Source organism: Shewanella algidipiscicola (assembly GCF_900380485.1).
GTDB classification, from domain to species: Bacteria; Pseudomonadota; Gammaproteobacteria; order Enterobacterales; family Shewanellaceae; genus Shewanella; species Shewanella algidipiscicola.
In genome coordinates, this window is sequence record NZ_OXJV01000001.1 from 461,210 (window position 1) to 488,203 (window position 26,994).

At 46.6% G+C, this 26,994-nt stretch carries 24 protein-coding genes; 9 read left to right on the forward strand and 15 right to left on the reverse strand.

The genetic code is table 11. The annotated features are described in order from the left end of the window. The first annotated feature begins 581 nt into the window (after positions 1-581). Positions 582-1,148 carry an acetate uptake transporter gene (locus tag DN599_RS02045; protein ID WP_110455987.1) on the forward strand — a complete coding sequence of 189 codons (567 nt, stop codon included), beginning with the start codon at positions 582-584 and terminating at the stop codon, positions 1,146-1,148. Positions 1,149-1,243: 95 nt separating this feature from the next. On the opposite strand, the gene DN599_RS02050 is transcribed toward DN599_RS02045, so the two are convergent. Continuing rightward, positions 1,244-1,912, reverse strand: coding sequence for a YiaD family glycine zipper/OmpA-like lipoprotein (locus DN599_RS02050; RefSeq protein ID WP_110455988.1), 669 nt, complete (start codon positions 1,910-1,912; stop codon positions 1,244-1,246). A 204-nt stretch (positions 1,913-2,116) separates the two neighbouring features. Further along, positions 2,117-2,587: a YcxB family protein gene (locus tag DN599_RS02055; protein WP_110455989.1), complete on the reverse strand. Its 471-nt coding sequence runs from the start codon at positions 2,585-2,587 to the stop codon at positions 2,117-2,119. Positions 2,588-2,706: 119 nt separating this feature from the next. On the opposite strand from DN599_RS02055, the gene DN599_RS02060 reads away from it, so the two are divergent. The 3 genes from DN599_RS02060 to DN599_RS02070 all read left to right on the forward strand — a co-directional run bounded on the left by DN599_RS02060 (position 2,707) and on the right by DN599_RS02070 (position 3,732). After that, entirely contained in the window at positions 2,707-3,003 is a 297-nt protein-coding gene (locus tag DN599_RS02060) for a TehB-like domain-containing protein (RefSeq protein ID WP_110455990.1), read from the forward strand. 193 nt (positions 3,004-3,196) lie between these two features. Next, positions 3,197-3,409 carry a hypothetical protein gene (locus tag DN599_RS02065; protein WP_110455991.1) on the forward strand — a complete coding sequence of 71 codons (213 nt, stop codon included), beginning with the start codon at positions 3,197-3,199 and terminating at the stop codon, positions 3,407-3,409. A 74-nt stretch (positions 3,410-3,483) separates the two neighbouring features. Then, the gene (locus tag DN599_RS02070; protein WP_110455992.1) at positions 3,484-3,732 is read left to right on the forward strand and encodes a hypothetical protein; all 249 of its coding nucleotides are present in this window, start codon (positions 3,484-3,486) and stop codon (positions 3,730-3,732) included. 87 nt (positions 3,733-3,819) lie between these two features. Here the strand turns inward: DN599_RS02070 and DN599_RS02075 are convergent, their stop codons facing one another. Beyond that, the gene (locus tag DN599_RS02075; RefSeq protein ID WP_110455993.1) at positions 3,820-4,248 is read right to left on the reverse strand and encodes a VOC family protein; all 429 of its coding nucleotides are present in this window, start codon (positions 4,246-4,248) and stop codon (positions 3,820-3,822) included. A 29-nt stretch (positions 4,249-4,277) separates the two neighbouring features. Beyond that, a complete protein-coding gene (locus tag DN599_RS02080; RefSeq protein WP_110455994.1) occupies positions 4,278-4,883 on the reverse strand; it encodes an NAD(P)H-dependent oxidoreductase in 606 nt (201 codons plus the stop codon). Between the two features lie 155 nt (positions 4,884-5,038). On the opposite strand from DN599_RS02080, the gene DN599_RS02085 reads away from it, so the two are divergent. From DN599_RS02085 to DN599_RS02100, 4 genes are all read left to right on the forward strand, one after another. Continuing rightward, positions 5,039-5,683, forward strand: coding sequence for a helix-turn-helix transcriptional regulator (locus DN599_RS02085; RefSeq protein ID WP_110455995.1), 645 nt, complete (start codon positions 5,039-5,041; stop codon positions 5,681-5,683). Then, positions 5,683-6,396: a pseudouridine synthase gene (locus DN599_RS02090; RefSeq protein WP_110455996.1), complete on the forward strand. Its 714-nt coding sequence runs from the start codon at positions 5,683-5,685 to the stop codon at positions 6,394-6,396. The genes DN599_RS02085 and DN599_RS02090 overlap by 1 nt, the downstream gene beginning before the upstream one ends. 164 nt (positions 6,397-6,560) lie before the next feature. After that, positions 6,561-7,532: a LysR family transcriptional regulator gene (locus tag DN599_RS02095; RefSeq protein WP_110455997.1), complete on the forward strand. Its 972-nt coding sequence runs from the start codon at positions 6,561-6,563 to the stop codon at positions 7,530-7,532. Between the two features lie 167 nt (positions 7,533-7,699). Beyond that, entirely contained in the window at positions 7,700-10,000 is a 2,301-nt protein-coding gene (locus DN599_RS02100; RefSeq protein ID WP_110455998.1) for an OmcA/MtrC family decaheme c-type cytochrome, read from the forward strand. 743 nt (positions 10,001-10,743) lie between these two features. Here the strand turns inward: DN599_RS02100 and DN599_RS02110 are convergent. Further along, positions 10,744-12,279: an MFS transporter gene (locus DN599_RS02110; RefSeq protein WP_110456000.1), complete on the reverse strand. Its 1,536-nt coding sequence runs from the start codon at positions 12,277-12,279 to the stop codon at positions 10,744-10,746. Positions 12,280-12,906: 627 nt separating this feature from the next. On the opposite strand from DN599_RS02110, the gene DN599_RS02115 reads away from it, so the two are divergent. Beyond that, entirely contained in the window at positions 12,907-14,628 is a 1,722-nt protein-coding gene (locus tag DN599_RS02115) for a methyl-accepting chemotaxis protein (RefSeq protein WP_110456001.1), read from the forward strand. Positions 14,629-14,820: 192 nt separating this feature from the next. Here DN599_RS02115 and DN599_RS02120 read toward each other — a convergent pair whose 3' ends face one another. The 10 genes from DN599_RS02120 to pepA all read right to left on the reverse strand — a co-directional run bounded on the left by DN599_RS02120 (position 14,821) and on the right by pepA (position 26,992). Further along, the gene (locus DN599_RS02120) at positions 14,821-17,721 is read right to left on the reverse strand and encodes a valine--tRNA ligase (protein WP_110456002.1); all 2,901 of its coding nucleotides are present in this window, start codon (positions 17,719-17,721) and stop codon (positions 14,821-14,823) included. Positions 17,722-17,741: 20 nt separating this feature from the next. Then, positions 17,742-18,224 carry a DNA polymerase III subunit chi gene (locus DN599_RS02125; protein ID WP_110456003.1) on the reverse strand — a complete coding sequence of 161 codons (483 nt, stop codon included), beginning with the start codon at positions 18,222-18,224 and terminating at the stop codon, positions 17,742-17,744. Positions 18,225-18,879: 655 nt separating this feature from the next. Beyond that, on the reverse strand, positions 18,880-19,284 hold the full coding sequence (locus DN599_RS02135) for a hypothetical protein (RefSeq protein ID WP_110456005.1): 405 nt from the start codon (positions 19,282-19,284) through the stop codon (positions 18,880-18,882). 1 nt (position 19,285) lies between these two features. Next, positions 19,286-20,218 (reverse strand): ParA family protein, encoded by a 933-nt coding sequence (locus DN599_RS02140; RefSeq protein WP_110456006.1) that lies wholly within the window; start codon positions 20,216-20,218, stop codon positions 19,286-19,288. Positions 20,219-20,317: 99 nt separating this feature from the next. Then, the gene (locus tag DN599_RS02145) at positions 20,318-21,121 is read right to left on the reverse strand and encodes an HNH endonuclease signature motif containing protein (RefSeq protein WP_110456007.1); all 804 of its coding nucleotides are present in this window, start codon (positions 21,119-21,121) and stop codon (positions 20,318-20,320) included. 277 nt (positions 21,122-21,398) lie between these two features. Next, on the reverse strand, positions 21,399-21,524 hold the full coding sequence (locus DN599_RS19040; protein ID WP_275425997.1) for a hypothetical protein: 126 nt from the start codon (positions 21,522-21,524) through the stop codon (positions 21,399-21,401). 758 nt (positions 21,525-22,282) lie between these two features. After that, positions 22,283-22,414: a hypothetical protein gene (locus tag DN599_RS19045; protein ID WP_275425998.1), complete on the reverse strand. Its 132-nt coding sequence runs from the start codon at positions 22,412-22,414 to the stop codon at positions 22,283-22,285. Positions 22,415-22,681: 267 nt separating this feature from the next. Next, positions 22,682-23,575 carry a tetratricopeptide repeat protein gene (locus DN599_RS02150; RefSeq protein WP_110456008.1) on the reverse strand — a complete coding sequence of 298 codons (894 nt, stop codon included), beginning with the start codon at positions 23,573-23,575 and terminating at the stop codon, positions 22,682-22,684. Between the two features lie 955 nt (positions 23,576-24,530). Continuing rightward, positions 24,531-25,295 carry an EAL domain-containing protein gene (locus DN599_RS02160; protein WP_420820851.1) on the reverse strand — a complete coding sequence of 255 codons (765 nt, stop codon included), beginning with the start codon at positions 25,293-25,295 and terminating at the stop codon, positions 24,531-24,533. 188 nt (positions 25,296-25,483) lie between these two features. Beyond that, positions 25,484-26,992, reverse strand: a complete 1,509-nt coding sequence (gene pepA, locus DN599_RS02165) for a leucyl aminopeptidase (protein WP_110456010.1) — start codon at positions 26,990-26,992, stop codon at positions 25,484-25,486. Between the last annotated feature and the right edge of the window lie 2 nt (positions 26,993-26,994).

Sequence of the window (26,994 nt, forward strand, 5' to 3'; positions counted from 1 at the left end):
AGTTAGATGAATGTGCTGGCGATTTCACAGGCGTGACTTACTGGATGAGAAGGCATTCGATATCACCGCGGAATCATCAGATCATGAATACTGAATTTATTGCTGAGAGTCGCTATTGATGGGCATGGTGAGATGTTGCGCGCCATTTTAATCTGATCTAGATCAGCCCTACTGTTTTTTTAGCTTTTGCTGATTAAATTTGTGATCTGGCGCAGATGGCGCTGGTTATTGGGCGCTAGCACACAATAATTGTTGCTCTTGTCAGGTTTATGGAACGCAAAGGCTTGGTGTAATTCTGTTGTTTGTGATCTGGATCGCGCTTTTGCGTAATGTTGACGGTTAGGCGAGGTTATTGCCGCTGTTATATCTATGTTTATGATTTTATGAAGTTATATTTTTTATCAATGATACGCTGGCTATGATTTTCAGTATAAGCATTTGTATTTAAGTACTATTTCCCCTGTGTTACTTAGACGCGACGGTGTATTGCTGTCGCACCGCACCTGCTCTAGAATCCGCCGCTTGCTGCGCGACCTATAAGGGGCGCGTATTTCTGCATTGCAATTGATTAGGGGAATTTAATGTCTACCACCTTCGCAAATCCTGCGCCATTAGGCTTAATGGGATTTGGCATGACCACCATTTTACTCAATATCCATAACGCCGGATATTTTCCAATTGATGCCATGATCCTCGCGATGGGGATGTTTTATGGGGGGCTAGGACAGGTGATTGTGGGGATTATGTGTTTTGTCAGAGGAGATACCTTTGGCACCACAGCCTTTACCTCATATGGATTGTTTTGGCTGACCTTGGTAGGACTTATCATCTTGCCTAATGGTGGTATTGCAGCCAGTCCAGCGCACTTTATGGGCTGGTATTTGGCATTGTGGGGCACCTTTACTGCATTTATGTTTGTGGCATCGCTGCGCTACCCAAGGGCAAAGCAGTTTGTGTTTGGATCTTTGACGCTACTGTTCTTTTTACTGGCGGCACGCGATTTTACCGGCAGTGAGTTAATTGGCACTATCGCTGGGTTTGAGGGGATTATCTGTGGCGCCAGTGCCATCTATTTTGCCATGGCTCAGGTGATCAACGCCGAATATGGTCGCTCAGTCTTACCTGTAGGTGAAATCAAAAAAACGTAATCAGGTAGTGATGTTCAGGCTGCCAAGATTTGCAATCGACAGTGGTGCAAAATGGCAGCCTGAGCCGTTAAGCTGGGATTAAGGCGGCAATGGCCTTAATTGATTGGGCTTAGCACTATTTCCACGCGGCGATTTTGTGCTCGACCTTGCTGAGTATTGTTACTCGCGATGGGACGTGATTCGCCCATGCCTTGTGAGACGATGCGTCTAGGCGCGACATTTTGTGACATCAAGTAGTTGGCCACTTCACTGGCACGAACTTGTGATAGTCGTAAATTATAGGACTCACTACCAGTGCTATCGGTATAGCCAACAATATTCAGTCTGGTTTCATCATATTCTTTAGCCACTAACGCGACGCTGTTGAGCACCTGCTTAGCGCGAGCGCTGAGTTGACTCTGGTCAACACCAAAGGTCACTTCGTTAGGCATATTCAAAATAATATTATTGCCACTACGAGTTACACTTACCCCCGTCGATTGCAGTTGTTTACGCAGCTCGGCTTCTTGTACATCCATATAATAACCCACCCCACCACCGACTGCCGCGCCCGATGCAGCGCCAATCAAGGCACCTTTACCGCGATCGCTCTTGCTTGAGGAGGCCACGCCAATAGCAGCGCCAGCAATTGCGCCAATAATCGCCCCATTAGTGGCTTTGGCATTTTGTGATTCATTAGTGTAAGGATTGGTGGTTTGGCAGGCTGACAATAGTAGCGCCGAGCCAGCAACAAGCGCAGTTAACGCATGTTTTTTATGGTTCATTGTGACTCCAAAAGTGATCGACAACGCTCTGTTTGCCGAGATTAATGAATACTGTTTTTATCGTAATAAGTTAACCTGCCTAAGTGAATGTCTATTCCCTTATGCAGATGTCACTACGCATTTAGGGCTTAGTCATCATCCGTTTATTGGATTTGTACTCAGGTAGGGAGTTGGCTTTGTTAGCCTTTATGTGGCTAATAAGTCTTATATCTTAGCCCTGATAAAATCGCAGGCCTGTGTGCTTAAATGGCTTTTTGATACGTAGCTGGTGCCTTTGGCTAAGGTGATGAGGAAGCCTTTATCGGTTTCGTTAATGCGATACATCTCATCCCAAGCAATAAGCGAGTCGACACAGTAAGAGTGAGTGCTAATGCCACGCTCATCTATGGTCAGGGTGGTTTCATTACCAGCGGCTTTGCTCCACATCTGTCTCATCAGCCACCATGAACGTTTAAATTTAACGCTAAGTGCTTCTAGTACCCCAAGGCCGACAATAAACCATGACGCATAGCTATTGCTACCAGTAAGCAGTAGCGCCGTGCCAATGACAATAAAACCGATGGCTTTGTAATAGGTTTTTATCGATGTATCTTGCGTCACTGATTGGTCAAAGCATTCTGCATAATAGGCTTTATCAAGGGTAAATTGGGTGGTGTAGTGAAATGGGTCACTCATAGAGAATCTAAAGTCACTTAAAACGATTTCCCCTAGTGTAATGACAATAGAAATTTGTGCAACGATGTACTAGCTTTAGATCTGATTTATCAACAAACTTTAATATAAGGCGGTTGTTTATGTCGTGCGTACCAAAGGGTTATGTAAAGTGCAAAACAACAGCAGTGTTCGGTAAAGATAATATTCCAGCAATCTATGCCCAGCGTCACTTTACCCGTAGCGGTGTTTACGAGCAGATCCATGTGATAAGTGGTGAATTGATGTTTTATGGGTATAAGAACAAGCAGGGGGAGGCTGAACGAGAGGTGAGATTAAAAGCCAATGAAACGGCGATATCCCACCCTAAATATTGGCACAGTATCGTGCCGCTAACTGATGATATTCAGTTTGAAATTCATTTCTACATGAAAGCTTAAACCTTAGCCTTCTCATCTAAGTTATCGCGGTAGCCATCAAGGCTTAACTTATTCCTCAAACTCGCCTTTAAGTTATGAGAGGGTAGGCTTAGTGTTAACAATTATTAACGGGATTTATACGGTTTGGCTGGTTAGAGTGTTGGCTATTCACTCGTCAATTCATCCGATCAACCCAACTCGCTAAGGAAAGTCGATGACTGTTAATCAAGCTGATAAGCCAGAGACAATCACAAGCAAATCTGTTGTTCACGGAAAATTCTGCTTGATGGACATACTTGAAATGGAGACCTACTTTGCGCTGTTTCAATCGATGAGGCGCTCAAAAACGCTGACGACAATGGTTATCATAGGTAGTGTTTTAGCTGCTGTGTTTGTGCTGTTTTTATTTAAAATGGCAGGCCATTAGGCGTAGTACTTGGCAGAAATACTTTAAATTGGTCGTACCTTAGAAAAGCAAAAATGTACTGAAGGGAGGCTCTGATGGCTGCAGGCTTTGTTACCGAACTCGTTATCTGGTTTTTTTGGGAGTTATTGCTCTCCTTTGTGCTCTATACCTCAGGCGCGGTAGTGCTTGCGATAGTCTCATTTGGGCGTATCCAGAAACCGCTCTATTGGCCTGCGATGTTTCATCATCAAAAACGCCTCGCTAAAAATGACTTTTACATGGTCTATCTGAGTGGCTTTTTCTTCTATTTGGTGCTGTTTACCCTGCTGGTGTGGTTGGGTTAAGCAGCTAAATCGCCTGTTTTAACTGCTTAACTAAGATGCGGGGCTTATCAGGAATAATGGCTTAAATCATCGGCGCGACAATGATGCCTAACTGGCGTTCTCGTAATGATTGCGCTCACTTGGGTTATCACTTACATATTGGACAAACTCCACTTCAAATCCGTCAGGGTCAATAAAATAGACATTGCGGCGGTGTGGATTGCTCACGCCTTCTTTATCGACAGCAAACCCTGCGTGGCTTAAGCGGTCGATGATGCCATCAAGATCATGAGTGACAAAAGCAAAATGGGCGAGCCCCACTTGATGACCCGTCAAATCGCGATTTTCTGCTTCACCATCATCATTAAAGGCCAAGTATTGGTAGTCATCGCCAAAGTGGATCCAGTGGCGCGGCTTGCCATACCAAGTTGCTTCGCCACCACCGCGGATAGTCCAGTGAGGCAATGCCGCCTGATAGAAGGCTAGGCTGGTGTTGATATCTTTAACGACTAAATTCACATGCTCTAAATGGATCATTGTCAACTCCTTGTGTATATGACTTGAGGCTACATGCCGTAGCTGTATTCCTGCTGTTTGGGGTAAGCTTGATGCTGGTGGTTATGGCGTATGGTGGCTAATGCCAGAGCGTATTGATGCAGCATGTGCAGGCTGTAATCGACTCGCCCCCTCAGTTGTTGTTCTCGCGCATCTTGCGTACCTTGTTGCAGCACATTTTCACTGTTTCTAATGATGAGGTGATCGGGAATGGGCACCAGTTTGTTGTTCTTTAGTGCATTCATTTTGAGCTCGGCAATCGGGTAGGCACCACTAATACCGCTCGATACCGCCACTAATAGCACGGGTTTGTGTGCGGTGTCTTGACCATCACACAGCAGCAGAAAATTCTTTAATATGGGCGATGCCATGCCGCCCCATTCTGGCGTGATAAGCACTAAGGCATCGGCTTGTATGACCTGCTGGTTAATGCTGTGCCAGTCGCTATCGAGTAATGCAGGGCTCGCCCTGTCACCATCCCAAAAAGGTAGCTGATACTGACACAGTTCAACATGGTTAATGGACTGAAATTGAGGACTATGCTCTGCGATATATCGTGCGACATTGGCGCTCTGAGATGGGGTTCTTTGGCTGGCACTGACGATGAGGAGATTCATATTGTAAACCTTTTTGTTTATTTAATATTTTATAAGGTAATCGCTTTATTTAATTTTGTAAAGTATAAAGTAAATAAAAAAGTTTACTTATTGGTTGGCTAGACATGATTGATCGCAGATAATAGTCAGATAGCAGTCTGAGCCAGGAGCCGAGAGTGACCAAGAAAACCAGTGAAAAAATAGTCGATTATATTAAAGTGACTGGGCCGTGCACCGCCAAGGCCTTGGCTGAACAGTTTTCATTAACCACCATGGGGGTGCGCCAGCATCTGCAAGGGTTAGAAGAGACCGGGATGCTGACCTTTGACGATCGCAAGGCCAGCCGTGGTCGGCCGACACGCTATTGGTCTCTCACCAAAAAAAGCGACGCCTTATTCCCTGATAAACATGATGATTTAACTCTCCAACTGATTGAGTCGGTTAAGGTTGTTTTTGGTGATAGTGGACTAGAACAATTGATCAGCCATAGAGAAGAAGCCAGTAAAGTGCTCTATCAAAGTGCATTGGCGCATCATGCCAGTGTGCTCGATAAACTGCATGCACTTGCCAGACTAAGAACCGACGAGGGCTACGTTGCCACGGTTGAGCAGGAGGATAATCACTTTTGGTTGCTGGAAAATCATTGTCCTATTTGCGCCGCAGCCAGCAGTTGTGTCAATTTTTGCCGCTCAGAGTTACAGCTTTTTCAATGGTTATTTAAGGGGGTAGCGACAGTCAGCAGAGAGGAGCACATTATTGAGGGCGCGCGTCGCTGTGCCTATAAAGTGACACCTGTAACTGGTCTTGCTGGTGAGTCATAATGCAGTCTAAACGGGCAAGATTAGACAGGTTTATTAGCAGCCATACGCAGATACCGAAAAAGCAGATACGGCTAATATTGGCCCAAGGACGGGTGACGGTTGACGGCCAGTTAGCACGTGACATTGATTTAAGGGTCGACCAATTTAGTCATATCGTTTTTGACGGCCAAGTGCTGCAGCAGCGCCGCGCGCGTTACATCATGTTGCACAAGCCTGTGGGGGTGGTGTGCGCCACCAAAGATGAGCAGCACAAAACGGTCATCGACTTGCTCGATGGCACAGATAATAGCGATCTGCATATTGTGGGCAGGCTCGATCTCAATACCTCTGGTCTAGTGCTACTGACCAATGATGGCCAGTGGTCTAAACGCATTATGGCGCCAGACCATAAAGTGGCTAAAACCTATTTAGTGACCCTTAAAAACCCCTTGAGTCAGGAGTATATAGAGGCCTTTGCCCAAGGGTTTTATTTTGCATTTGAAGATATCACCACCTTGCCAGCTCAGTTAACCATAGTGAACGCTGCACAGGGGCATCAAGCATTAGTGACCTTGTATGAGGGGCGATATCACCAAATTAAGCGTATGTTTGGTCGTTTTCGCAATCCCGTCGTAGCACTGCACCGTTTATCGGTTGGCACCTTAGCGTTAGATGAATGCTTGCAACCAGGCCAGAACCGTGAGTTAACACCGCAAGAGGTGGCGACAATATAGTAGGGCGCTATCAACAGGTGACATGGCTGCTTTGCAAGATAAAGATCGATACCACAATTATCACAAAGGTTAATGTTTTGTTGCGAAAGATGTGATCCCCCGCTAGTGTGGTGATGAATCGTTGTGCTATAAACATGAGATGACCCACCTAGACAATAGCGCCGATGACCAGTCAAACCTTAAAAAAAATCAGTGAGCTCGATGTGTTCTGCTTGATGGTGTTTAAGGTGATCTTTCAAACCGGACACGCCAACGTCGCTGCCAAACAACTTAATGTATCAGCGCCTAAAATTAGCCGTTGTTTGAATATGTTACGTGCAACCTTTGATGATGAGTTGTTTTATCGGCGTCAACTGGGGTTAAAGCCCACTCCCATGGCGGAGTTTTTATACGAGCCTGTCTGTCAGTTTTGTGATGCGGTCTTAAAAATAGAGCAATCGGTGGCCGATCAAAGTTGTGAGCCAAGCCGAGATAGCCTCAAAGTGGCGGTGATCCCCAGTATTTTAGCCAGCTTATCGTTAGCTTTTTCACAAAGTGAGCATCAACAGTTAATGGGGCGATTACAGTTTGTGGCTTGGGACTGTGAATCGGCTGACTTAATCCATAATGGCGAGCTTGATATGGGCATCGCCTTTGCCGCCGATAGCGAGCATGCGCTCAGTATTGAGTCGGTTGGGGGGTTATCACGCCTGTGTGTTGCGGCTCAAGAGGGGCATGCTGTTTGGGAGGTAAGCTCACAACTTACTTTAGAGTTCATCTGCCAATATCCGTTTCTGTGCCTAAATGGCAAGGGCTTTAATGACAAAATCGATCCATTAGAAGTATTTGCCCGCCAAGCGGGGATCCCTCTCGATGGTATCGACAGAGTCAGCTGTCGAGATGAATGGTATAGCCACCTGCTGACCATGGGGTCTTTGTCATTCTTACCTTACTCTGAGGCGCAGATCTGCAGCGCCTTACCCGGTATCAAAGTGATACCGCTACCCAGTGAACAGGTGCAACGTTTGCATGGTGATAGCATGTCACCGCAATACCTGCTTATCGAAAATGCGCTGGAATATCGGCGCTACTCAATCGAGCAACGTGAGCTAATTATTCAATTACTCAAGCAATTACTTGCTAGTCATCCTGAGTGAAGTATCAGTTCTGCATATTGAAATTTACCGTTGTAGATTTCGAAATTTCCATTCATGAATCTATAAATTGCAGTCACAACTCGAGCACAATTTACTAACAATTTGGTTTCTCTCCCTTATATTTGGGTAACTGCAATAGCAGCAAATACCTAGAAAGGGATATGGCGATGAAAAAAAATAAAACAACATTATTAGCCGTGGCACTCATGTGTGCCATTGGTGTGAGTGCATGTAGCGATGGTGATGATGGTCAAGACGGTGCACCTGGCACCCCTGGTACGCCGGGAACACCTGGAACCCCAGGAACTCCAGCTGGGTCTGTTGTGAAGACGGTCAATTCAGCAGCAGACTTCATGCTAACCTTACAACCTGCCGATATCGTCGTTGTGGGCACAGAGGCTTTTAGCCTTAAATTCGATGTGACCGGCAAAAATGCAAAAGGAGAAGAGGTACCTTTTACTGGCTTAGACAAGATAGCCTTATATGTCACCAATGAAGTGGTCAACACTACCGATGTTGGCGCGCCCATGTTGTGGTCAAATAATGCATTAGTGAATGAGTTTGGCTCGAGTATGTACTGTACATTGACGGGGAAAGCCACGGCTCGTGGCGGCGCAGAAGTCGATGCGTGTACCTTAGTTGAAGATCCTGCCAACCCAGGTAGCTATACCGGTACTTGGACACACGATGGAAATGCTCCTGTTGTCTCTGCCGCAGGCGATCCTAATAGCCTGTTTAGGGTGATGATCCGTAGCTATGATGTGACTGACGCAAGCGGTGAGGATATCTCAGATAAGTTACTCTCGGCTCCGCTGGACTTCATTCCAGCCACGGGTGAGTTAGCCGTGTCGACCAAAGATGCGGTATCTAATGCCGCGTGTATTCAGTGTCACAGTGAGCTGAAAGGCTATGGTGACAGCGATATGCGCATTGCCAATATTGGTGCTCATCACAACTATCAAAAAGTTGAAAACTGTGTCGCGTGTCATAATCCTGCTTATGCCGCCGATCAAAACGATCCTGAAAAAGGTTATAACCCTAACTTCAATGCCATGATCCACACCATTCACGCGGGTGGCCACCTTGCAGATTGGGGCGTGTTAAAAGGGGATGCGTTAGATGAGTTTGGCGAGATCCACTTCCCTGCGGAGCTGAACGAATGTACCGCATGTCATGATAACGGTGAGCAGTGGAATGCTAATGTCTACCGTGAAGCGTGTGTGGGCTGTCACGTTACCGTTAACTTTGAAACCGGTGAAGGCCACTCTGAATATCAATTACCACAAGCAGATGATTCAGCCTGTATGACCTGCCATGTTGGTGGACTCAGCCCAGCAGTTGCCCATAAAGTGGGTGTTAGAGCCATAGCAACCGATTCTATTGAGATTGCAGTGAGTTCAGTTGCTTATACTGAAAGTGCAACGGCAGATCTTGATGAAATAGTTGTGACCTTTGATGTGACTGTCGATGGTACTCCTGTTGCCGATGGCTTCGAATTCACAAATTATACCAAGTATGATGAGATGAAGACGGGTTGGGTTGATGCCGATGGTACTTATTACACTAGTGGTTCGGTGTTCCTTAATGGCGTAGTCGCAGCCGGTGGTAAGCTGGTGGTGACTCAACAAGGAGAATTCAATCTCGATGGAAAGAGTATTGCCATTACGCCTCGTTTCTCTGTCTGTACTGATGCAAAAGGTAAGTTAGCGCCATGTGCAGATGCCTCTACCGCGATAGAGTACCTCGCTATTACTATGGAGCCCACCTACTGGAACCTTGCTAATGCCGACGGAAGTGGTGCAATACCTTCTCGTTTCGCCGTACCAGAGCGCGTGACTGCTGATGAAGCTAAATGTAATGCTTGTCACACATCTTTAGGTATTGCTAAGCATTACGGTAATGAACGCTTCGACCAGTGTGTAGGTTGTCACAATAGTACTTGGGGTGGTTCATATCACCCAATTGTCGAATATAAGAGTGATGAAGTGGATGCCGATGGTAAGCCAATCTTTAAGACTGTTGAGGGATTAAAATATAGTACTCGCGACCTGTTTGCTGTAGCACATAGATTCCATAGCGGTCTTTGGGATGACAACCGTGGCTTCCCCGCCATTCACTTAAACTCTGATTTGGAAACTATTGGTTACCCTGCTGTTGCCACTGAATGTACTGCTTGTCATAAAGATGGTGTTAGTTTATTTGCCGCCGATGGTGGGTTAGCTTCAGGTAAACGCGCAATTGCTGTTAATGCCGGTGCTACCGAGTTTATTAGCCCAACAGCTGAAGCATGTCGTACCTGTCATGCCCACTCTTCAGAAGCGGCTAAGGCTCACTTCAAGAGTAATGGTGCGACAGTGGATGGCTCACCCGATAATACGGCCAATCTTCCCGTTGAGTCTTGTGCAACTTGTCACGCTGAAGGTAAGACTTATGGTATTGATAAGGTTCATATGGGAGGCGCTCACTAACAGGTATGTGTACCCAAGATAGCCATAACAATAAATCTCGTTAAGTGGGCTCATCCCTGCTAATAGCTCACTGAGATAACGCAGTTTTTGGGGACCTACGCGGTCCCCCTTTTTTATGGCTCGTTTTTATAGCCGGTTTCTATGGTCGAGAGTGATTATTTAGCGTGCGGTAGTTTATGCCAATTCAATTGATTAAGTGAGCAGGTGCTCACCCATTGGTATTTCAATTAATCAGGCGACTTAAGTACTAATACCACCAAGGGGAGTTGCCGATAAAGTCGTAAATATCAGCCCGCGATTTAATTTTATACCCTAGGGGCTGTTGATCTTTTAAGGTTGTTTTTGCAGTGAATGGTTGGGTATTTATACAAGGCAGAAGCTTTGTGGTGTAGTTGTTCTACATAAAAAGCTGAGAACGCAGTAGAAATACCCAACAAACGCTGCCCGAAGGGGTCGGCTAAAAACGTTTTACTCTTTGTTAAGTGAATTTTGCTTAGATGACTAGGCTGCAATCCACTCGCCTCAATTAAAACGTTTTTGTCTCGAACAACATTCAACCCGCAAAGATCAACAGGCCCTTGGTATCATGGCAAAGAATATAGAGAGCCGCTGGGATACTTAGTGAGTAGGAGTGCTGACATCAGTCAGAATACATCGATGAGCTGTGGAGGTAAAAAGGGGCGAATACGGCCCCTTTTTATGCCAATCACAACCTGTAAATAATCAGGCGTGAAACACTTAAATTACTGACTTTGTTGTAATTTAAGTAGCCATTTACCGTAAAGGAAAATCCCCACAGCCGAAATGGTGCCGATTGCCGCGATGATATACCACGCCATACCGATATTGTGAGTGTTATACAGTAAGGTGGTGAGCGATTGCGCCGACTCGCCGGTATAGCTCACCAACGTGGTGAAGGCTTCACCCTGTGGGATCGCCGCCACATCACTCACACTCATGCCGCGCTCAGCTAATAGCTCTCTGGAGAAGATCTCTTTTGAGGCGTAAATTTCATATAATTTAGGGCCAAAATAGCCTTCCAATCCCCAGCCTATCCCTTGGGGGAGCATCACAAAGCCTAAATACATGGCCTTTTTACCTTCGGGGGCGATGTTGCCCATAAACTCGTTCTTTTTCGGGCTAATCATCATCTCACCGAAAGAAAACATGGCGATGGCCAGTACAATCATCCAGGCCGCATTGGTCGCACCAATAAATACAAAGGCTAAGATACTCAATAAGCAGCCACCTAACATGGCGGTGGTGATACGGTATTTAGCGGTCAGTGCTGCGACTAAGAAGCAACTGGTCATGATCATACCCGCGTTAAGGTTAAGCATGCCTTCTGGCATCACCTTGGTGCCGCTGTTATCGAGCCCGAGCCAGAACTGCAATATTCCGTTTGAGGTGCCCTCAGGGCCAAACAAACTGGTAACAATCACGCTAGTATCGACCCACTCGGCAATGTGGATAGGCAGCACATCAAATAACGAGTTAAACAGAAACCAGAAACCAGCAAACACCAACATATAGTAGATCACTACTGGTTTTTTAAGTTCATGCCAAGCGTCTTTCCATAGGGCTTGTTGCGTCACTTCACCATTTTTTATCTGAAGGTTACGCGCTAAACGCTCATCTTTCCCCGGCTCTTTATAGGCCAATAAAAAGAGAAAGTTGAGCGAAATAATCGCGGCGCAAGCATAAAACACATTGTCCCAAGAGAGCTGGCGCATATGCACGGCAACGAGGGGCCCTAAGAAACCACCGATGTTGACGACCTGATAAAAAATCCCCCACGCCATCGAGGTGTTTTGCCTCCCCGTCGATAGCACTAAGGTGCCTTGAATGCCGGGCTTAAAGATGCCGGTACCACCTGCTAATAACATGGCACCAAATAGGAACCCCCAGAAATTGGGGAATAAGGCCATCACTAAATAGCCGCCTATTTTGATTAGGGTGGAGGCGAAAATCGTTTCCTTATAACCGACGCGATCGGAAATGCCCCCGGTAAACACAGGAATAAAGGTTTGCATCAAGGCCCAAATAGAGATGATAACGCCATAGTCGTGCAAGCTAATGCCCAAACCGCCTTCAGACACCGGCGCTTTGGCATATAGGCCAGCACTGGCTTTGACGCCGTAGTAAGCGATACGCTCTACCAGCTCCATGCCGCCGACAATCCAAAAAATATAACTTAAGCTGGCAATGGAGGCCCACATACCCAGCTGTTTCACTTCACGCAGGTCATTATCTGCATAAGTATTGTTGGAATCGCTCATACCTTTCCTTCTTAATTCTTATCCCAGTCCCATTAATGGCGTGCTGTTGACTAATGGTTAAAATGAACGGCTGCGGTATTGTTATTTTCTCAATTAAAACAAAGCATTACCTTAACGTTTGCCGGCTCATTTTTTATCATCAGTAAAGCATGTGTTTATGTAATGTGATGGGCACTCTTTATTGTTGTTTTATACGCAACGATGTTGATATTGCGCTAATGGCTTGTGATGTCGTGGCACACTTTACCTAAATTTCGTCCTAAAAACCAAAGTGATTATCTTCAGGGGCGGGCTAGTTTAGGATTAGGGGCTCTGGTTCAGGGTTTGGTACCGGATTAGGATTAGGCTCAGGAGCCGGTGTGGTAGGTGGGGGCGTAGGCGGCGTGGTTGGCGGGATAATACCACCTGCGCCGGTGATATTTAGGGTTTTTATCCGTCATTAGTATTTCTTTGTAGGTATAAAACATTGTTTTTTATGATGATAATTGTTAATAATATTGGGGGGGGCTTGATGGCATTGCTCTCCTTCCAAGGGAGTAAATACCGCGTGTGGTATGCAGATAAGCCTGTACATACATCATCAGCTATCTGTCATTTTTGAATATGGGTGAGTCGAGGAAAATAGGTATGTCTAGGTTAAAAAATGAATCGTTGCAAGCCACTACACAGGCTACGCCATCTCAAGCTCATGGCTTTTTCGAACGTTTTAAATTGGTTCGCTTTCAATTAAAGCTTAATGTGTTTTTAGTCATCCTCTCTTTTTCTCTATTGGGTTATAAGGGGATAACCGGTATGCAAGATGCGGGCGACTCCATCAGCGACTTATACAGCCAAGGCATGCAGCACAGCATTCGCGCCGGTAAAATTTTAAATGCCTTAGAAGGGGCGCGCAGTGCCTTATTGCTAGGGTTTCAGCATGATCCTTCGAGTGAATTTGCTACCATGCACAATCATCCAGCGAGTCAGCATGTTGAAGATAGCCAAGCGATGCTGACACTGCTTGCGGATGTGGTCGATAATGAAATTTTAGCCTCAGATTTAGCTCCAAAAGAGCATGAGTTAGTACAGCAGCTGGCCACCTCGTTGGATAAAGTGACCAGAGCAGGCTTTAACCCCGCCATCGCCGCGCTCAGTCAAGGCGACTATACGCAATCGAATCATATATTACTCACCCAAATTAACCCCATGTTGAGCGAGATCACCCGCCAAGCGCAGGCTTTTTTAAACCTGCAAATTAATGAAGGCAAGCTCAGCTATGAAACATTTCAAGACAATATGGCACTGTATATTCTGTTAGTGGTGCTTTTTTCCAGTATCAGTATGTTAGTGATCGTATTCAGTGCCACGCTGATTATTCGCCGAGTAAATCAGTCGGTTGTGCAGCTTGAACAGACCGCCGATGATATTGCCAGTGGTGATTTAACCCAGCGTATCGCATTAGGGGGCGATGATGAGTTTGCCCATATAGCCAATTATGTCAATCGGATAACCGCTAGATTTCAGCAGGTGGTACAAAATGCCCATGGGTCGACAGCGCAACTGGCCAGCGCTGCAGAAGAAAACTCTGTGGTGGTGACTCAAGCCCAGCGTAGTGTGGTTGAACAGCAGCAACAAACCCAGCAGGTTGCCACCGCGATACATGAATTTACCGCGACAGTGCGTGAAGTGGCTAGCAGTGCAGCCTCGGCTGCCCATGCATCCGAAGCCGCCAATGAGGCGGCTCACCATGGTCAAACTGTGGTTAATGAGAGCATGGCGGTGATCCAAACCTTGGCCACCGAGCTTGAAGATGCCAGCAAGGCGATGACCCTGCTATCACAACATTCAAACGAGATAGGCAGCGTTATCGAAGTGATCCAAGCCATTTCTGAGCAAACTAATTTACTGGCACTCAATGCGGCGATTGAGGCGGCGCGAGCGGGTGAGCAGGGGCGTGGCTTTGCCGTGGTGGCCGATGAGGTGCGCTCGCTGGCTAAACGGACACAGGATTCAACCGAGGAGATCCAAAAGATGATCCAGCGTCTGCAGCAGGGGGCTAAAGACTCTATGGTGATGATGGAACGCGGCACCGAGCAGGTTAAATTAAGTGTCGATAAATCGCAGCTGGTGGGTAATGCGCTGCAGCAGATCATGCAAAGTATTGAGCAGATCAATGGCTTAAATGCGCAAATCGCTACCGCATCAGAAGAGCAGAGTGCGGTAACCGAAGAGATTAATATTAATATCACCAGCATCAGTGATATTGCAGAGCAGACCGCCGCAGGCGCCGAACAAAGCAATGCCGCGACCCAAGAGTTGGCAAAGCTGGCCGAGTCGACGGCGCAAGAGATTGCTTATTACAAGGTGTGAGCCTTTTTGGCTCAACCTCTAACGCCATAGCTTTAGACTTAAGCCATAAAGGCGTTAGCAATAAAAATGTCGACAATAAAAAAGGCAGTCTTATGACTGCCTTTCTTGTTAAGCGGTTATTGCTATCTATGTCTTCAAGTCTTCAAGTCTTCAGACCTTCCAGCCCTAAAACCTTGTAGCTCGCAAACGGGGTTAAGCTTCTAGCTTGGCAAGCTCTGCTTTTTGCTCGGTGAGCTTGTCCATATCACGTTGGTATTCTGCCTGCTTAGCGCGCTCTTTTTCAATCACGGCAGCAGGGGCTTTCGCCACGAAACCTGGGTTAGATAGCTTACCTTCGATACGCTTAAACTCGCCGGCTAGTTTCTCAAGCTGCTTGTCGATACGCGCCATCTCTGCCGCCACATCGATAAGACCCGCCATCGGGATCAGTAGCTCCATGTCACCAATCAACTGCGTGGTCGACATAGGCGCGGTGTCGTCGTCGCCAAGAATGGTCATGCTTTCAAGTTTAGCCAAGGTCTTAAAGAAGGCTTGGTTAGTCTCAATACGGGCCTTGTCGCGCTCGCTCACGCCACGCAGCAGTGCATTAAGCGGCTTGCTTGGGGCGATGTTTAGCTCAGCGCGGATGTTACGCACCGCAGTGATCACTTGCTTCACCCACTCAAGGTCTTCCATCGCAACTGCATCGACTTTGTCCGCCTGATACTCAGGGAACGGCGCGAGCATCAAGGTGTCGCCTTCAACGCCTGCCAGCGGTTTAACGCGCTGCCAAATCGTCTCAGTGAGGTATGGCATCATTGGGTGCATCAGGCGCTGCATCGCTTCAAGGATGGTCACCAAGGTGTGGCGAGTACCACGAAGCTGGGCGTCAGTGCCGCTTTGCATCACAGGCTTAGTGAGCTCTAAGTACCAGTCACAGAACTGGTTCCAAGTGAACTCATAGATGGTGTTGGCCGCTAGGTCGAAGCGGTAGCTTTCCATGTGCTCATCAAAGGTTTTCACGGTTTGGTTAAACAGACCGATAATCCAGCGATCGGCTAACGACAGCTCCATTTCGCCGCCATGTTGGCCACAATCTAATGGTTCGCCTACTGCATCATCTGCAGCATCATCGGCTTGTGCTTCGGTGTTCATTAACACGTAGCGTGATGCGTTCCAGATCTTGTTACAGAAGCTGCGGTAACCGTCGAGACGCTTCATGTCCCAGTTGATATCGCGGCCAGTGGAGGCCATTGATGCCAAGGTGAAACGCAGTGCATCTGTGCCGTGGGCTTCGATGCCGTCGCTGAACTCTTTGCGGGTGCTCTTTTCGATTTTCGCCGCCAACTGAGGCTGCATCATGTTGCCAGTGCGTTTTTCGACTAAGGCTTCAAGGTCGATACCGTCAATCATATCCAGAGGATCGAGCACGTTACCCTTAGACTTAGACATCTTGTTACCCGCTTCATCGCGGATAAGGCCAGTCACATAGACCGTCTTAAACGGCACTTGTGGTTTGCCATTTTCATCTTTAATGAAGTGCATGGTCATCATGATCATGCGCGCCACCCAGAAGAAGATGATGTCAAAACCTGTCACCAACACGTCGGTTGGGTGGAAGGTTTTAAGCGCCTTAGTATCTTCTGGCCAGCCTAAGGTTGAGAAGGTCCATAAGGCTGAGCTGAACCAAGTGTCCAGTACATCAGGGTCTTGGCGTAGCACTACGGTATCGGCTAAGCCGTGCTTAGCACGTACTTCGCTTTCATCGCGGCCAACGTACACTTTACCCGCTTCGTCATACCAAGCAGGAATACGGTGTCCCCACCATAGCTGGCGCGAGATACACCAATCTTGAATGTCACGCATCCAAGAGTTGTACATGTTCTCATACTGCTGTGGTACAAACTTGATATCACCGTTTTCAACCGCTTCCATGGCGGTTTTCGCCATTGGCGCTACGGCCACATACCATTGGTCTGTCAGTAGTGGCTCAATCACCACACCAGAGCGATCGCCATAAGGCACTTTTAATCCGTGTGGGTCAATTTTGCCCAGCAAGCCTAAGGTTTCAAACTCTTCAACAATGGCGCTACGGGCTTTAAAACGGTCAAGGCCGGCATAACGCTCTGGCAGAGCGTTGTCTAACTCGTTGTTGGCGGTGCCGTCGCTGTTAACCACTTCGGCCGTTGAGCGGATGGCCGCGTCCATGGTTAAGATGTTGAACATGGGTAGGTTGTGACGCTTACCGACTTCGTAGTCGTTAAAGTCATGGGCTGGGGTGATTTTTACACAACCGGTACCAAATTCCATGTCGACGTAATCGTCGGCAATGATCGGAATACGGCGGTTAACGATAGGCAGCAGGATAAACTTGCCAATCAGTGATTGATAACGCTCATCATCAGGGTGCACAGCAACGGCACTGTCACCTAACATGGTTTCAGGGCGCGTAGTGGCGACTTCAAGGTAGTCTTTACCGTCGGCGGTCAGTGCGCCATCGGCAAGCGGGTAGCGGAAATGCCACATGCTACCTTGCTTCTCTTTGTTCTCAACTTCGAGATCTGAGATCGCGGTGTGCAGCTTTGGATCCCAGTTAACCAGACGCTTACCACGGTAGATGAGCTCATCTTCATACAGACGAACAAACACCTCTTGTACCGCTTCAGACATCCCCTCGTCCATGGTGAAACGCTCACGATCCCAATCAACCGATGCGCCAAGACGACGTAGCTGTTTAGTGATGGTGCCGCCCGATTGGTTTTTCCAATCCCAGATACGCTCGATAAAGGCATCGCGACCTAAATCATGACGGCTCTTACCCTCTTCGGCTTCCACTTTGCGCTCAACCAGCATCTGGGTGGCAATACCGGCATGGTCGGTACCCACCTGCCAAAGGGTGTTTTTGCCCTTCATGCGCTGGTAACGGGTTAACGTATCCATGATGGTATCTTGGAAGGCATGGCCCATATGCAGACTGCCCGTCACGTTTGGTGGCGGGATCATGATGCAATAGTTGCCTTTTGACTCATCGCCGTGCGGCTTAAAGTAACCTTTCTCTTCCCAGTTCTGGTAGAGGCTTTGTTCGATTGACTGCGGGTTGTATGTCTTTTCCATAGGAGCGTGTGCTTCTCAAACTAATTAATTGGTTGTTGGGTCGTTAGGGGGATCCCTAACTGGCGATACTGACGATAACGATCGCGGGCGGTCGCTTTCATGGCTGCATCGTTAGCAACGAAGTCGATAATCTGGCCAAAGTTTACCGCAAATTGCGGCGCTTGGTCTGCAAGATTTATCAGAAGATGACGATTTTTATTAGGGCCGAGCTTATCAAAGCCAATTTCCACTGGCGCGCCGCCTGTTGGCCCTTCCCCTTTTAGGTTGTGGGGCACGAATGCTGTTGGCTCAAATTGCCATAAAATTTCGTCAATGGCATAGGCTTGCTGTTGGTCGTTGCAATGAATATACACCAATTGCTGGCGAGCAAACGCTTGCTGCGCAAGTTGACACGCCAAACGGTAAACATCATCGAGCGCCGATGTCACCGTAGCTGCTGCGGCAGCAGGTTGCCCAGCTTTAGGAAGTGTTTGCGGCATCAGGTAAAACAGGGCGTTTGGCATTATCTGGCTCTATGTTGGCTGAGTCTGACTTGATGATTGACGAAAGGGGAGATTTTACACTAAAAGTGAGTTGTTAAACCAGAGGGGGAGGGGATTTGTCGAATAACAAATTGGGTAATATTGTTGGTGGTAGCGTTTGGCCGCATTGGCATTTATTGGGGTGATTGAAGGTCGCACCTTCATGGTTATCAATCGCCTGTCCGGCGGGGAATGTGCAGATACTTCTGCTCCACGCCGTAAATCCGTCCGTGGAGGCTCGACGATGGCATCCCTGCCATCAACGTCCGCAGCCGCATCTACACTGGATTATTGCTCTCTTCGATTTGACCGTGTTTGGGTACATGAAGTATTTGATGTGGGGTTGGTAGGCCAAGGCCTTTTGGAATTGAATTTTGCCTGCTGAAGACCAATGCTTCATTATTTTGAATAGCTTGGCAGCAGGTGCAGTGTATGGATACACCAACTTTTTCGACATTTCCGTGTTAGAACTTTAATTCTCTGTATATATTCGTTCAGATTATTTTTTCTCCTAAGCATTTTACGCACTGTTAAGGAGTGAGCAACGCAATACCGATGCTATAGCAAATCACCTTAAACACTAAACGCAACACATAGTAAAAATGCCACGCGTTGCGAATCACTCCTAAACGGTTTGTTATATTTCTTTTCCTTGAATTGCACTTGACCTTAATTTAGCGCCAACAGTTGCATCCACAATGGTTTCTCTAATCTTCGATACTTTCTCACTTTTTAAGAAAGCAACATCAATGTATTTTGCGAATGAAATCAGGTCATTTTTTAGTTTTAAATGTTTTTCTATAACTTCAAGTCCTGCCTCTCTGCTTTTGACACTATCTAGCTCTTTAATAAGTAGATCATAATCAACTAACACAGACTCTTTTTTACTAACTACTTCTGGCTTCTGGCTAGCTTTTTTCACTAATCTTAAAGAAATCTCGAATTCACCAGACTCTAACTTTGTCAAATCTGATTCACTTAACTCATCAATTAATGACACCAAGGAAGATAAATAGTTTTTTACAATAATATTGTGCTTCATATTACAATCCTAGCTTATTTCTAAACTCACCAACAAGCTCTTCAATTTCACCAACAATATCAGAGTGCGTATTATTTGAGTATGAGTTGAGGACTACAGGCATACCATTTCGTGGAGCATCAGCAAAGATCGTCTTATTTTCCCGGAACACACTATCAAATACAGGAACACCTAATCGCTTCGTCTGAGAGATGTAATGTCGTTGGGCAGATATTGGTTTACCAGATGTAATTTGAATCATAGTGAAAATTACCCCCATAAACTCAGGAGATGCTTCGTTAAACTCATCATCTTTCTTAGCGTAGAAGTTAAAGTCATCTATTAGGGTCTCTACACTTGTTTTAAGGTAGTCTATACCTAGAGTAGAAAGGTAATCAGGCTTGGCTGGTACTAGTATTTTGTCGGAGGCAATTAAAGCATTCTTAGTAACAATATTAAAGTTAGGTGGACAATCAATGAGCACAACATCATAGTTCATTTCTTTAGCTAGCTTATTAAGCTCCTCTCTCAACTTACCATGAACCTTGAGGTATTTTTTCTGAGTTTGCGTTGGACTTGCACCGCCCAGCAATGTTGCAAGTTCAAGGTCAACGTTTATTAAGCCAAGGTGAGAAGAAATTATGTCTACACATCCACTTCTGCTTCTATTTTTTAGAAAATTGTTAACAACCTCTGGTCTTACCCTTAGGTCTGACAAAGGCATAGTAGGGTTTCCTTGGCTAATGCAATCAAACCAACTTTTAATTGTTCTATTTTCTTTTAAGTGCTTATCCCAGTAGTCTGGAGTAACGAAAGAAAATGTTAAGCTAGCCTGTGCATCCATATCTAGGATTAGTACACTCTTTCCTTCCCATGCCAACTCAGCAGCTAAGTTTGATGTCACTGTTGTTTTACCGACGCCGCCTTTGTAATTTATTATTGATACTATTTCCATATTATTTCTCTATTACTGATGATTGCTGATAAAATATAACGCCCGCAACACGGGCAAAATTGAAGCGCAGCGGAAATTTTGTCCCAGTGCCTGCGCTTGTTAAATTTTGTTACCTCGCCAGCGCTTTGGCCAGCCTCTCCAGTCAAATGAGTCGTCATAGTCGACCAGAGCCATGACCATATCCTCTACCATTTTCTCAAGATCACTCATTACACTACCACCAACTGTAACATTAACTATTGTTCCACCAGTTCCTGGTCCATGAGGCTCGGAAATAGTTCTATGCCACTGAAACCTTGAGGAAATAATCTCTGAAAAGTACTTTTGAGCTGACTGTTCACCGAATTGGGCTGGAGAGTAATAGTTTGATAGCGTGACTAACACACCGGTCAAACTATCAATATAATCATAGTTTGCTTGCACCATAGTTGCTGTTAGCCCAGTATCCCATTTAGGTTGTGCTTGAGATAACAGTGCTTGCTTAAATTCAGGCAAGGAGTTTATGTAATCCATTGGTGGATCTTTTAACTCAACAGGTAGATGTGGTCTAGAAACCTGTGTTTCAATCTGTTGGCTTATACTCACATCACCAACCTGCCTGCTTACAGCCCTTTCATCAGCTATTTTTCTTCTTTCCGAGACTCGCTCCATCCATTCGTCACGGTACTTTATAACTAGGGGGGCATTTAGTTTTCTACCAACCCCCCCCTTTAGCTGAGTGTCGTTATGGCATTCGAGACAAAGAAGGGATAGGTTTTCTAATTTATTATTACTAGGATCTTCATCAATGTGATGAATTTGAGTCGCCTTTCCCCTCTCCCTGCATACACAACAAGTTCTATCCGATGAAAACATTACCTCGGCAGAAAGATCACTAGGAATTGGCACTCGATTCTTGGTCATAGCTTCCCTGGAAATTATTAGTGAGACCTTGCAAGGTACGCTACCTTGTAAGGTAGGGCGCCAAGCATGAAATAAATGGGGGCAGAGAAAACTTTTGAGGGCGTCGGTTGGCGCATGGTGGTTGGCTTTTCCTTCCCTGAATGGCGTGGTCGATGTTTGAGTCGAGTTGGCCTAGCTCTGTCCTTGATTGGTGATACTTTAATCTATTCTGCTGGTTGTAATCAACATGTTATGCCACATTTCAGTATGCTTTTTTCCGTAAAAATAATAGCTTGTATCAAATATTAACAGATGAAGCTAAATCGAAGAGATGAAATGACCCAGTGTAGATGCGGCTGCGGACGTTGATGGCAGGGATGCTCTCTGACATCCCTGTCATCGCGGCATTTGTGAATCCATTCACTTCAGATTCCATCGTCGAGCCTCCACGGACGGCTCACAACGATATCCCTATCTAAAAGCCAGTTCGGCATCCCTGCCTCTCGTTCGTAGGCTCGAAGCTACGCTTCACTCACCGTGTAGCAGAAGTATCTGCACATATGCCCACGGCAGGTGATTGATAGCAGCGAAGGTTAACGCTTAATCAACCCTCACCGCAGGTGATAGATTGCCATGAAGGTACGACCTTCAAACAGATTCAATAAATAAGCACTCAGCTAAATGTTCGCTAGTACGTCACTCACCTTACCCAATGAAGCTACATCGAAGAGAGTTAATAACCCAGTGTAGATACGGCTGCGGACGTTGATGGCAGGGATGCCATCGTCGAGCCTCCACGGACGGATTTACGGCGTGAAGCAGAAGTATCTGCACATATGCCCACGGCAGGTGATTGATAGCAGCGAAGGTTAACGCTTAATCAACCCTCACCGCAGGTGATAGATTGCCATGAAAGTACAACCTTCAAACACATCCAATAAATACGAACTCAGCTAAATGTTAGCTAACACGTCACTCACCTTACCCAATGAAGCCAAATCGAAGAGACGAAATGACCCAGTGTAAACGCGGTTTTGGCCCTTGGCGACAGGATGTCGCCGTGGAGCCTCCATGGATGGAATCTCGGCGAGCCAAAAGAGTGTTTGCACATTCCTCGCCGGACAGGCGTTAAGTAGCAATGAAGTTACGACCTTCAAACACATCCAATAAACAAGAACTCAGCTAAATGTTCGCTAGTACGTCACTCACCTTACCCAATGAAGCTACATCGAAGAGAGTTAATAACCCAGTGTAGATGCGGCTGCGGACGTTGATGGCAGGGATGCCATCGTCGAGCCTCCACGGACGGCTCACAACGATATCCCTATCTAAAAGCCAGTTCGGCATCCCTGCCTCTCGTTCGTGGGCTCGAAGCTACGCTTCACTCACCGTGTAGCAGAAGTATCTGCACATATGCCCACGGCCGGTGATTGATAGCAGCGAAGGTTAACGCTTAATCAACCCTCACCGCAGGTGATTGATAGCAGCGAAGGTTAACGCTTAATCAACCCTCACCGCAGGTGATAGATTGCCATGAAGGTACGACCTTCAAACTCACACACCTGCCGAACAGGCGTTGTATTAACTCTCGGTCGATGAGATGAGAATATCGAACCTTGGGTTGTCTCTTAGGTTAGCAAAGTCGGCTTCATTGGCGGCTACCTCTCTAAAGGAGACACTGTTTTCAATGGCTTGCTGCAGATCCGACAAGGCGCGATCTTCCTGCCCTAGGCAGGCGAAGGCGCAGGCACGTTGATAGAGGGCATGGGCATTATTAGAGTCGACTTCGAGCACGCGATTACACAGGCTGAGCGCCCAGTTAAACTCGCGCATCTCCATGGCGGCATCGGCTTTGGAAGTCATGGCTTCGAGATCGCCCGGGCGAATGGTTAAGATCTCATTGTACACCGCGATTTTTTGCTCTGGGGTTTGCGCGCCTTGGGCGTGTAACCACAGCGTATGAATTTCATTAATAATTTCAATATCACGGTTGTTCTTGGTGATGATGCGGCTCTTACGTTTAAGCTCGTTTTCCAGTTCCTTAAATTTAGATTCATATTGTTCGGTAATATTATCGAGCTGGTCGGCTGCGAGTTTGGCGGTATTCATTTTTATCTCGCGCAGTGATTGCCAGCCGATAAAGGCGATAAGCGAGGCGACGCCAGCGATAATATAAAAGAAGTAGGTTACGGTCACGTTGGCATAGTTAAGCGACTTGTCGGCAACCGACAGTTCGCGGTCGGTAATGCTCACTATCATGCGACGCTCAAGGTCTTGTTGCTCGCTTCTTAATAGCTTGAGTTCATCGAGAATATAGCGCTCAACCAGAGGCCTATCGAGAATATCGGTTTGGGAGTGAGTCAAAGGGGCCGTTGATGTAGGAGTGTCTACCGTTTCATCATTGTTGGCGGCATTAACCGGTATCGCAAATGTCATGAAAAGCAGTGTGAATAAGGGGAGTAACAGACGTGACATAGGTGATTCCTTTGAGCAAATATAAAGAGGTAGCATCAAACAAGGTTTGAGCGCATCACACCCTAACAATTTCCACAGTCAGATGCCAACCCAATGGCAACAAAGATATCCGTTTAGCTCACATTTATGCGGCGATGCAGTAGATAAAAAAGGGCAGCCCTTACAGGCTGCCTAAATGCAGAGATAATAAACAGATGATAAATATCGACACATTAAACCGTATTGGGTGTATCACCTCCTTTGGGGGCCGAGCTGAAGATATCAGCTGAGCCCTGTTATTGTGTCTGCTACCCGTTGGCCACAAGACAATGACCCTTAGAGGCATTGACTCTAGGTATAGCGGCAAACGTTGTCTCTCATGGAACTCAACCAATACGGGATTCGGCGATGAAAGCGTAAGCGGCAAGGAGTGCATGAGTGGCGTTATTATGAGGCTAGCTTTTTTGACGTATATTGAACTTAATCACACTGTTTTGGCCGCTGAGAAATCAAAAAATATCAATCAAAATATCAGCAATACGCTTGGCTGTTTATCGCGCAATTTAATAAATACTTGGTGTATATCACTGTTGATTTCGCTGGCTGTTAGTGGCTTGTTTCGCCCCTTGAAATGTTATGAAACCTAAAGCAGAGATATCGAGGGCATATCAGGATTATTCAGTTGTAAAAAAGTGGCTCGATAGTAAAACAGGGGGCGTTAATGGTGGTGAGCGTGCTTTAACTCGTGTTTTACCTTGCGTGTGGCTTACTGTGGTTATGGCTTTTGGGGCGCAGGCAAACGGTTGATTGGTGAGTTGATGGCTCGCTTATGAGAGTAAGCTGAATAGGGTTATGGTGGCGCAAAGGCGCGACTTCATGCCGCGCGATAGCAGACTCACTCATACAGTCCTAACGTTGAGGCCTAACGATGAGGAAGCCTTGGCTGCTCTCTTAATCTTAGATGGCGATTGAGGCGTTAAAATTGTGAAAAGTCGACGTGTGGCAGGTGCTCAAATCCCGGTTTGGCAAACAGGTAACCCTGCATCAGGTCAATACCAATATCACGCAGCCAAACCATCTCTTCGACAGTTTCTATGCCTTCGGCTAGGCAGGTGATGTTGAGCTCGTTAAACATATTAAGGGTATGTTTTACAATCGCTTGGCGCGCAATGTCTTGGTCGATATTGCGGATAAGATCCATGTCGAGCTTAATTATATTAGTCTGAAAATTGGCTAATAACCCCAGTCCAGCATACCCGGCACCAAAGTCATCGATTGCTGTGATAAATCCCAGCGAGCGGTAGTATTCGACTATGCGCCGAACGTGATCGCCATCTTCGATTTTTTCCACTTCGGTAAATTCAAACATGATTTTATCGGTGGGAAAGCCATACTCTTTGGCGGCGGCAAGAGTAGTGCGAATACAGCGTTCGGGCTGATAAATTGCATTGGGTAAAAAATTGATGCTCAGCATGCTATCAAGCTCAAGCTTGGATGCTAATGCAATGGCCTTCACGCGACACGCTTGATCGAAGGCATAACGATTATTTTCAGTGATTTGGGAGATAATGGAAAAGGCCGATTCATTATTTAGGCCCCGCACTAAGGCTTCATAGCCAAATATCTGCTGTTGCTTAATATTAATAATGGGCTGAAAGGCCATGGTAAAATCAAAGCATAACTGGGTGTTGTTGGCACAATTGCGACAAGAAAATGTGTCGAGATTAAAGTCTGCATTCAAAATGGTATCTTCCACCAAGCATCCCTTGTCAGGTCTATTTGTTGTTAAGGTTAGTCGCTTTACTGTACATCTACAAGTGGTTGGAAATGACAATAGATTTTGGTGACTGTTTTGCTATCTTAGCATACAAAAAAGTGAAGCTGAGTGCTTCACTTTTGTCTGTGATGATGACCCTGTTACGATGTCAATTACTCGCCTTGTTCAACACCGGCACGATTGATCAAAAATTGGGTGAGCAAAGGAACAGGGCGACCCGTTGAGCCTTTATTCGCGCCACTGTTCCAAGCTGTGCCTGCAACGTCGATGTGGGCCCAATTGTACTTTTTGGTAAAGCGCGACAGGAAGCACGCGGCGGTGATAGCACCTGCTGGGCGGCCACCTAAGTTGGTCATATCGGCAAAAGGGCTTTCAAGGTGTTCTTGATACTCATCCCACAGTGGTAAGCGCCATGCGCGGTCACCACTTTGCTCACCTGCATTAAGCAGCTCGTGCGCCAATGGATTATGTGACGAGAACAATCCAGAGGCATGTTTACCCAGAGCGATCACGCAGGCGCCTGTTAGGGTCGCGGTATCGATCACCAGCTCTGGGTCGAAACGCTCAACGTAAGTCAGCACATCGCACAATACCAGTCGACCTTCGGCATCGGTATTGAGTACTTCAACGGTTTGCCCCGACATAGTAGTAAGAATATCGCCCGGACGGTAAGCATTGCTCGACGGCATGTTTTCGCAGCCCGCTAAGATGCCGACCACATTGATGGGGAGTTTAAGCTCACACAGAGCTTTCATTGCGCCAATCACACCGGCGGCGCCACCCATGTCGTATTTCATTTCGTCCATGGCTTCGCCAGGTTTGAGAGAAATACCGCCAGAATCAAACGTAAGGCCTTTACCTATCAGCACGATAGGTTTTTCTGTGCTGTCAACCGACCCTTGATATTGCATCACCGTCATCACAGATTCGTTGGCACTGCCACGGCCAACAGCCAGGTATGAGTTCATGCCTAGCTTGGCCATTTGCTCTTCACCTATGGTGCTGACACTTAAGGTGTCGTGGTGCTCGGCAATTTGACGTGCCTGTGAGGCAAGGTACGCGGGATTACAGATGTTGGGTGGCATATTGGCCACGTCGCGGCACAGGTGCATACCCGAAGAGACAGCCATGCCGTGTTCGATAGCACGTTCACCTAAGGTGAGCTCGCGGCGTGTCGGCACATTAAAGACCAATTTACGTAGCGGACGACGGGTTTCGCCTTTGCGAGTCTTGAGTGCATCGAAGCAATATAGGCTGTTTTGAGTGGTTTCGACCGCTTCACGGACTTTCCAGTAGGTATCGCGCCCTTTAACATGTAGCTCTGTTAAAAAGCATACCGCTTCCATCGAACCCGTTTCATTTAAGGTGTTAATGGTTTTGGTGATGATCTGCTTGTATTGGCGCTCATCGAGCTCGCGCTCTTTGCCACAACCCACCAATAGTACGCGCTCACTTAGCACGTTAGGTACATGATGCAACAATAGCATCTGTCCTGGTTTACCTTCTAAATCGCCACGGCGTAAAAGGTTACTAATATAGCCTTCACTGATTTTGTCGAGTTGCTCAGCAATACCAGATAGGCGTCTAGGTTCATAGACACCAACGACAATACAGGCTGACCGTTGTTTTTCTGGGCTGCCGCTCTTAACGCTAAACTCCATGA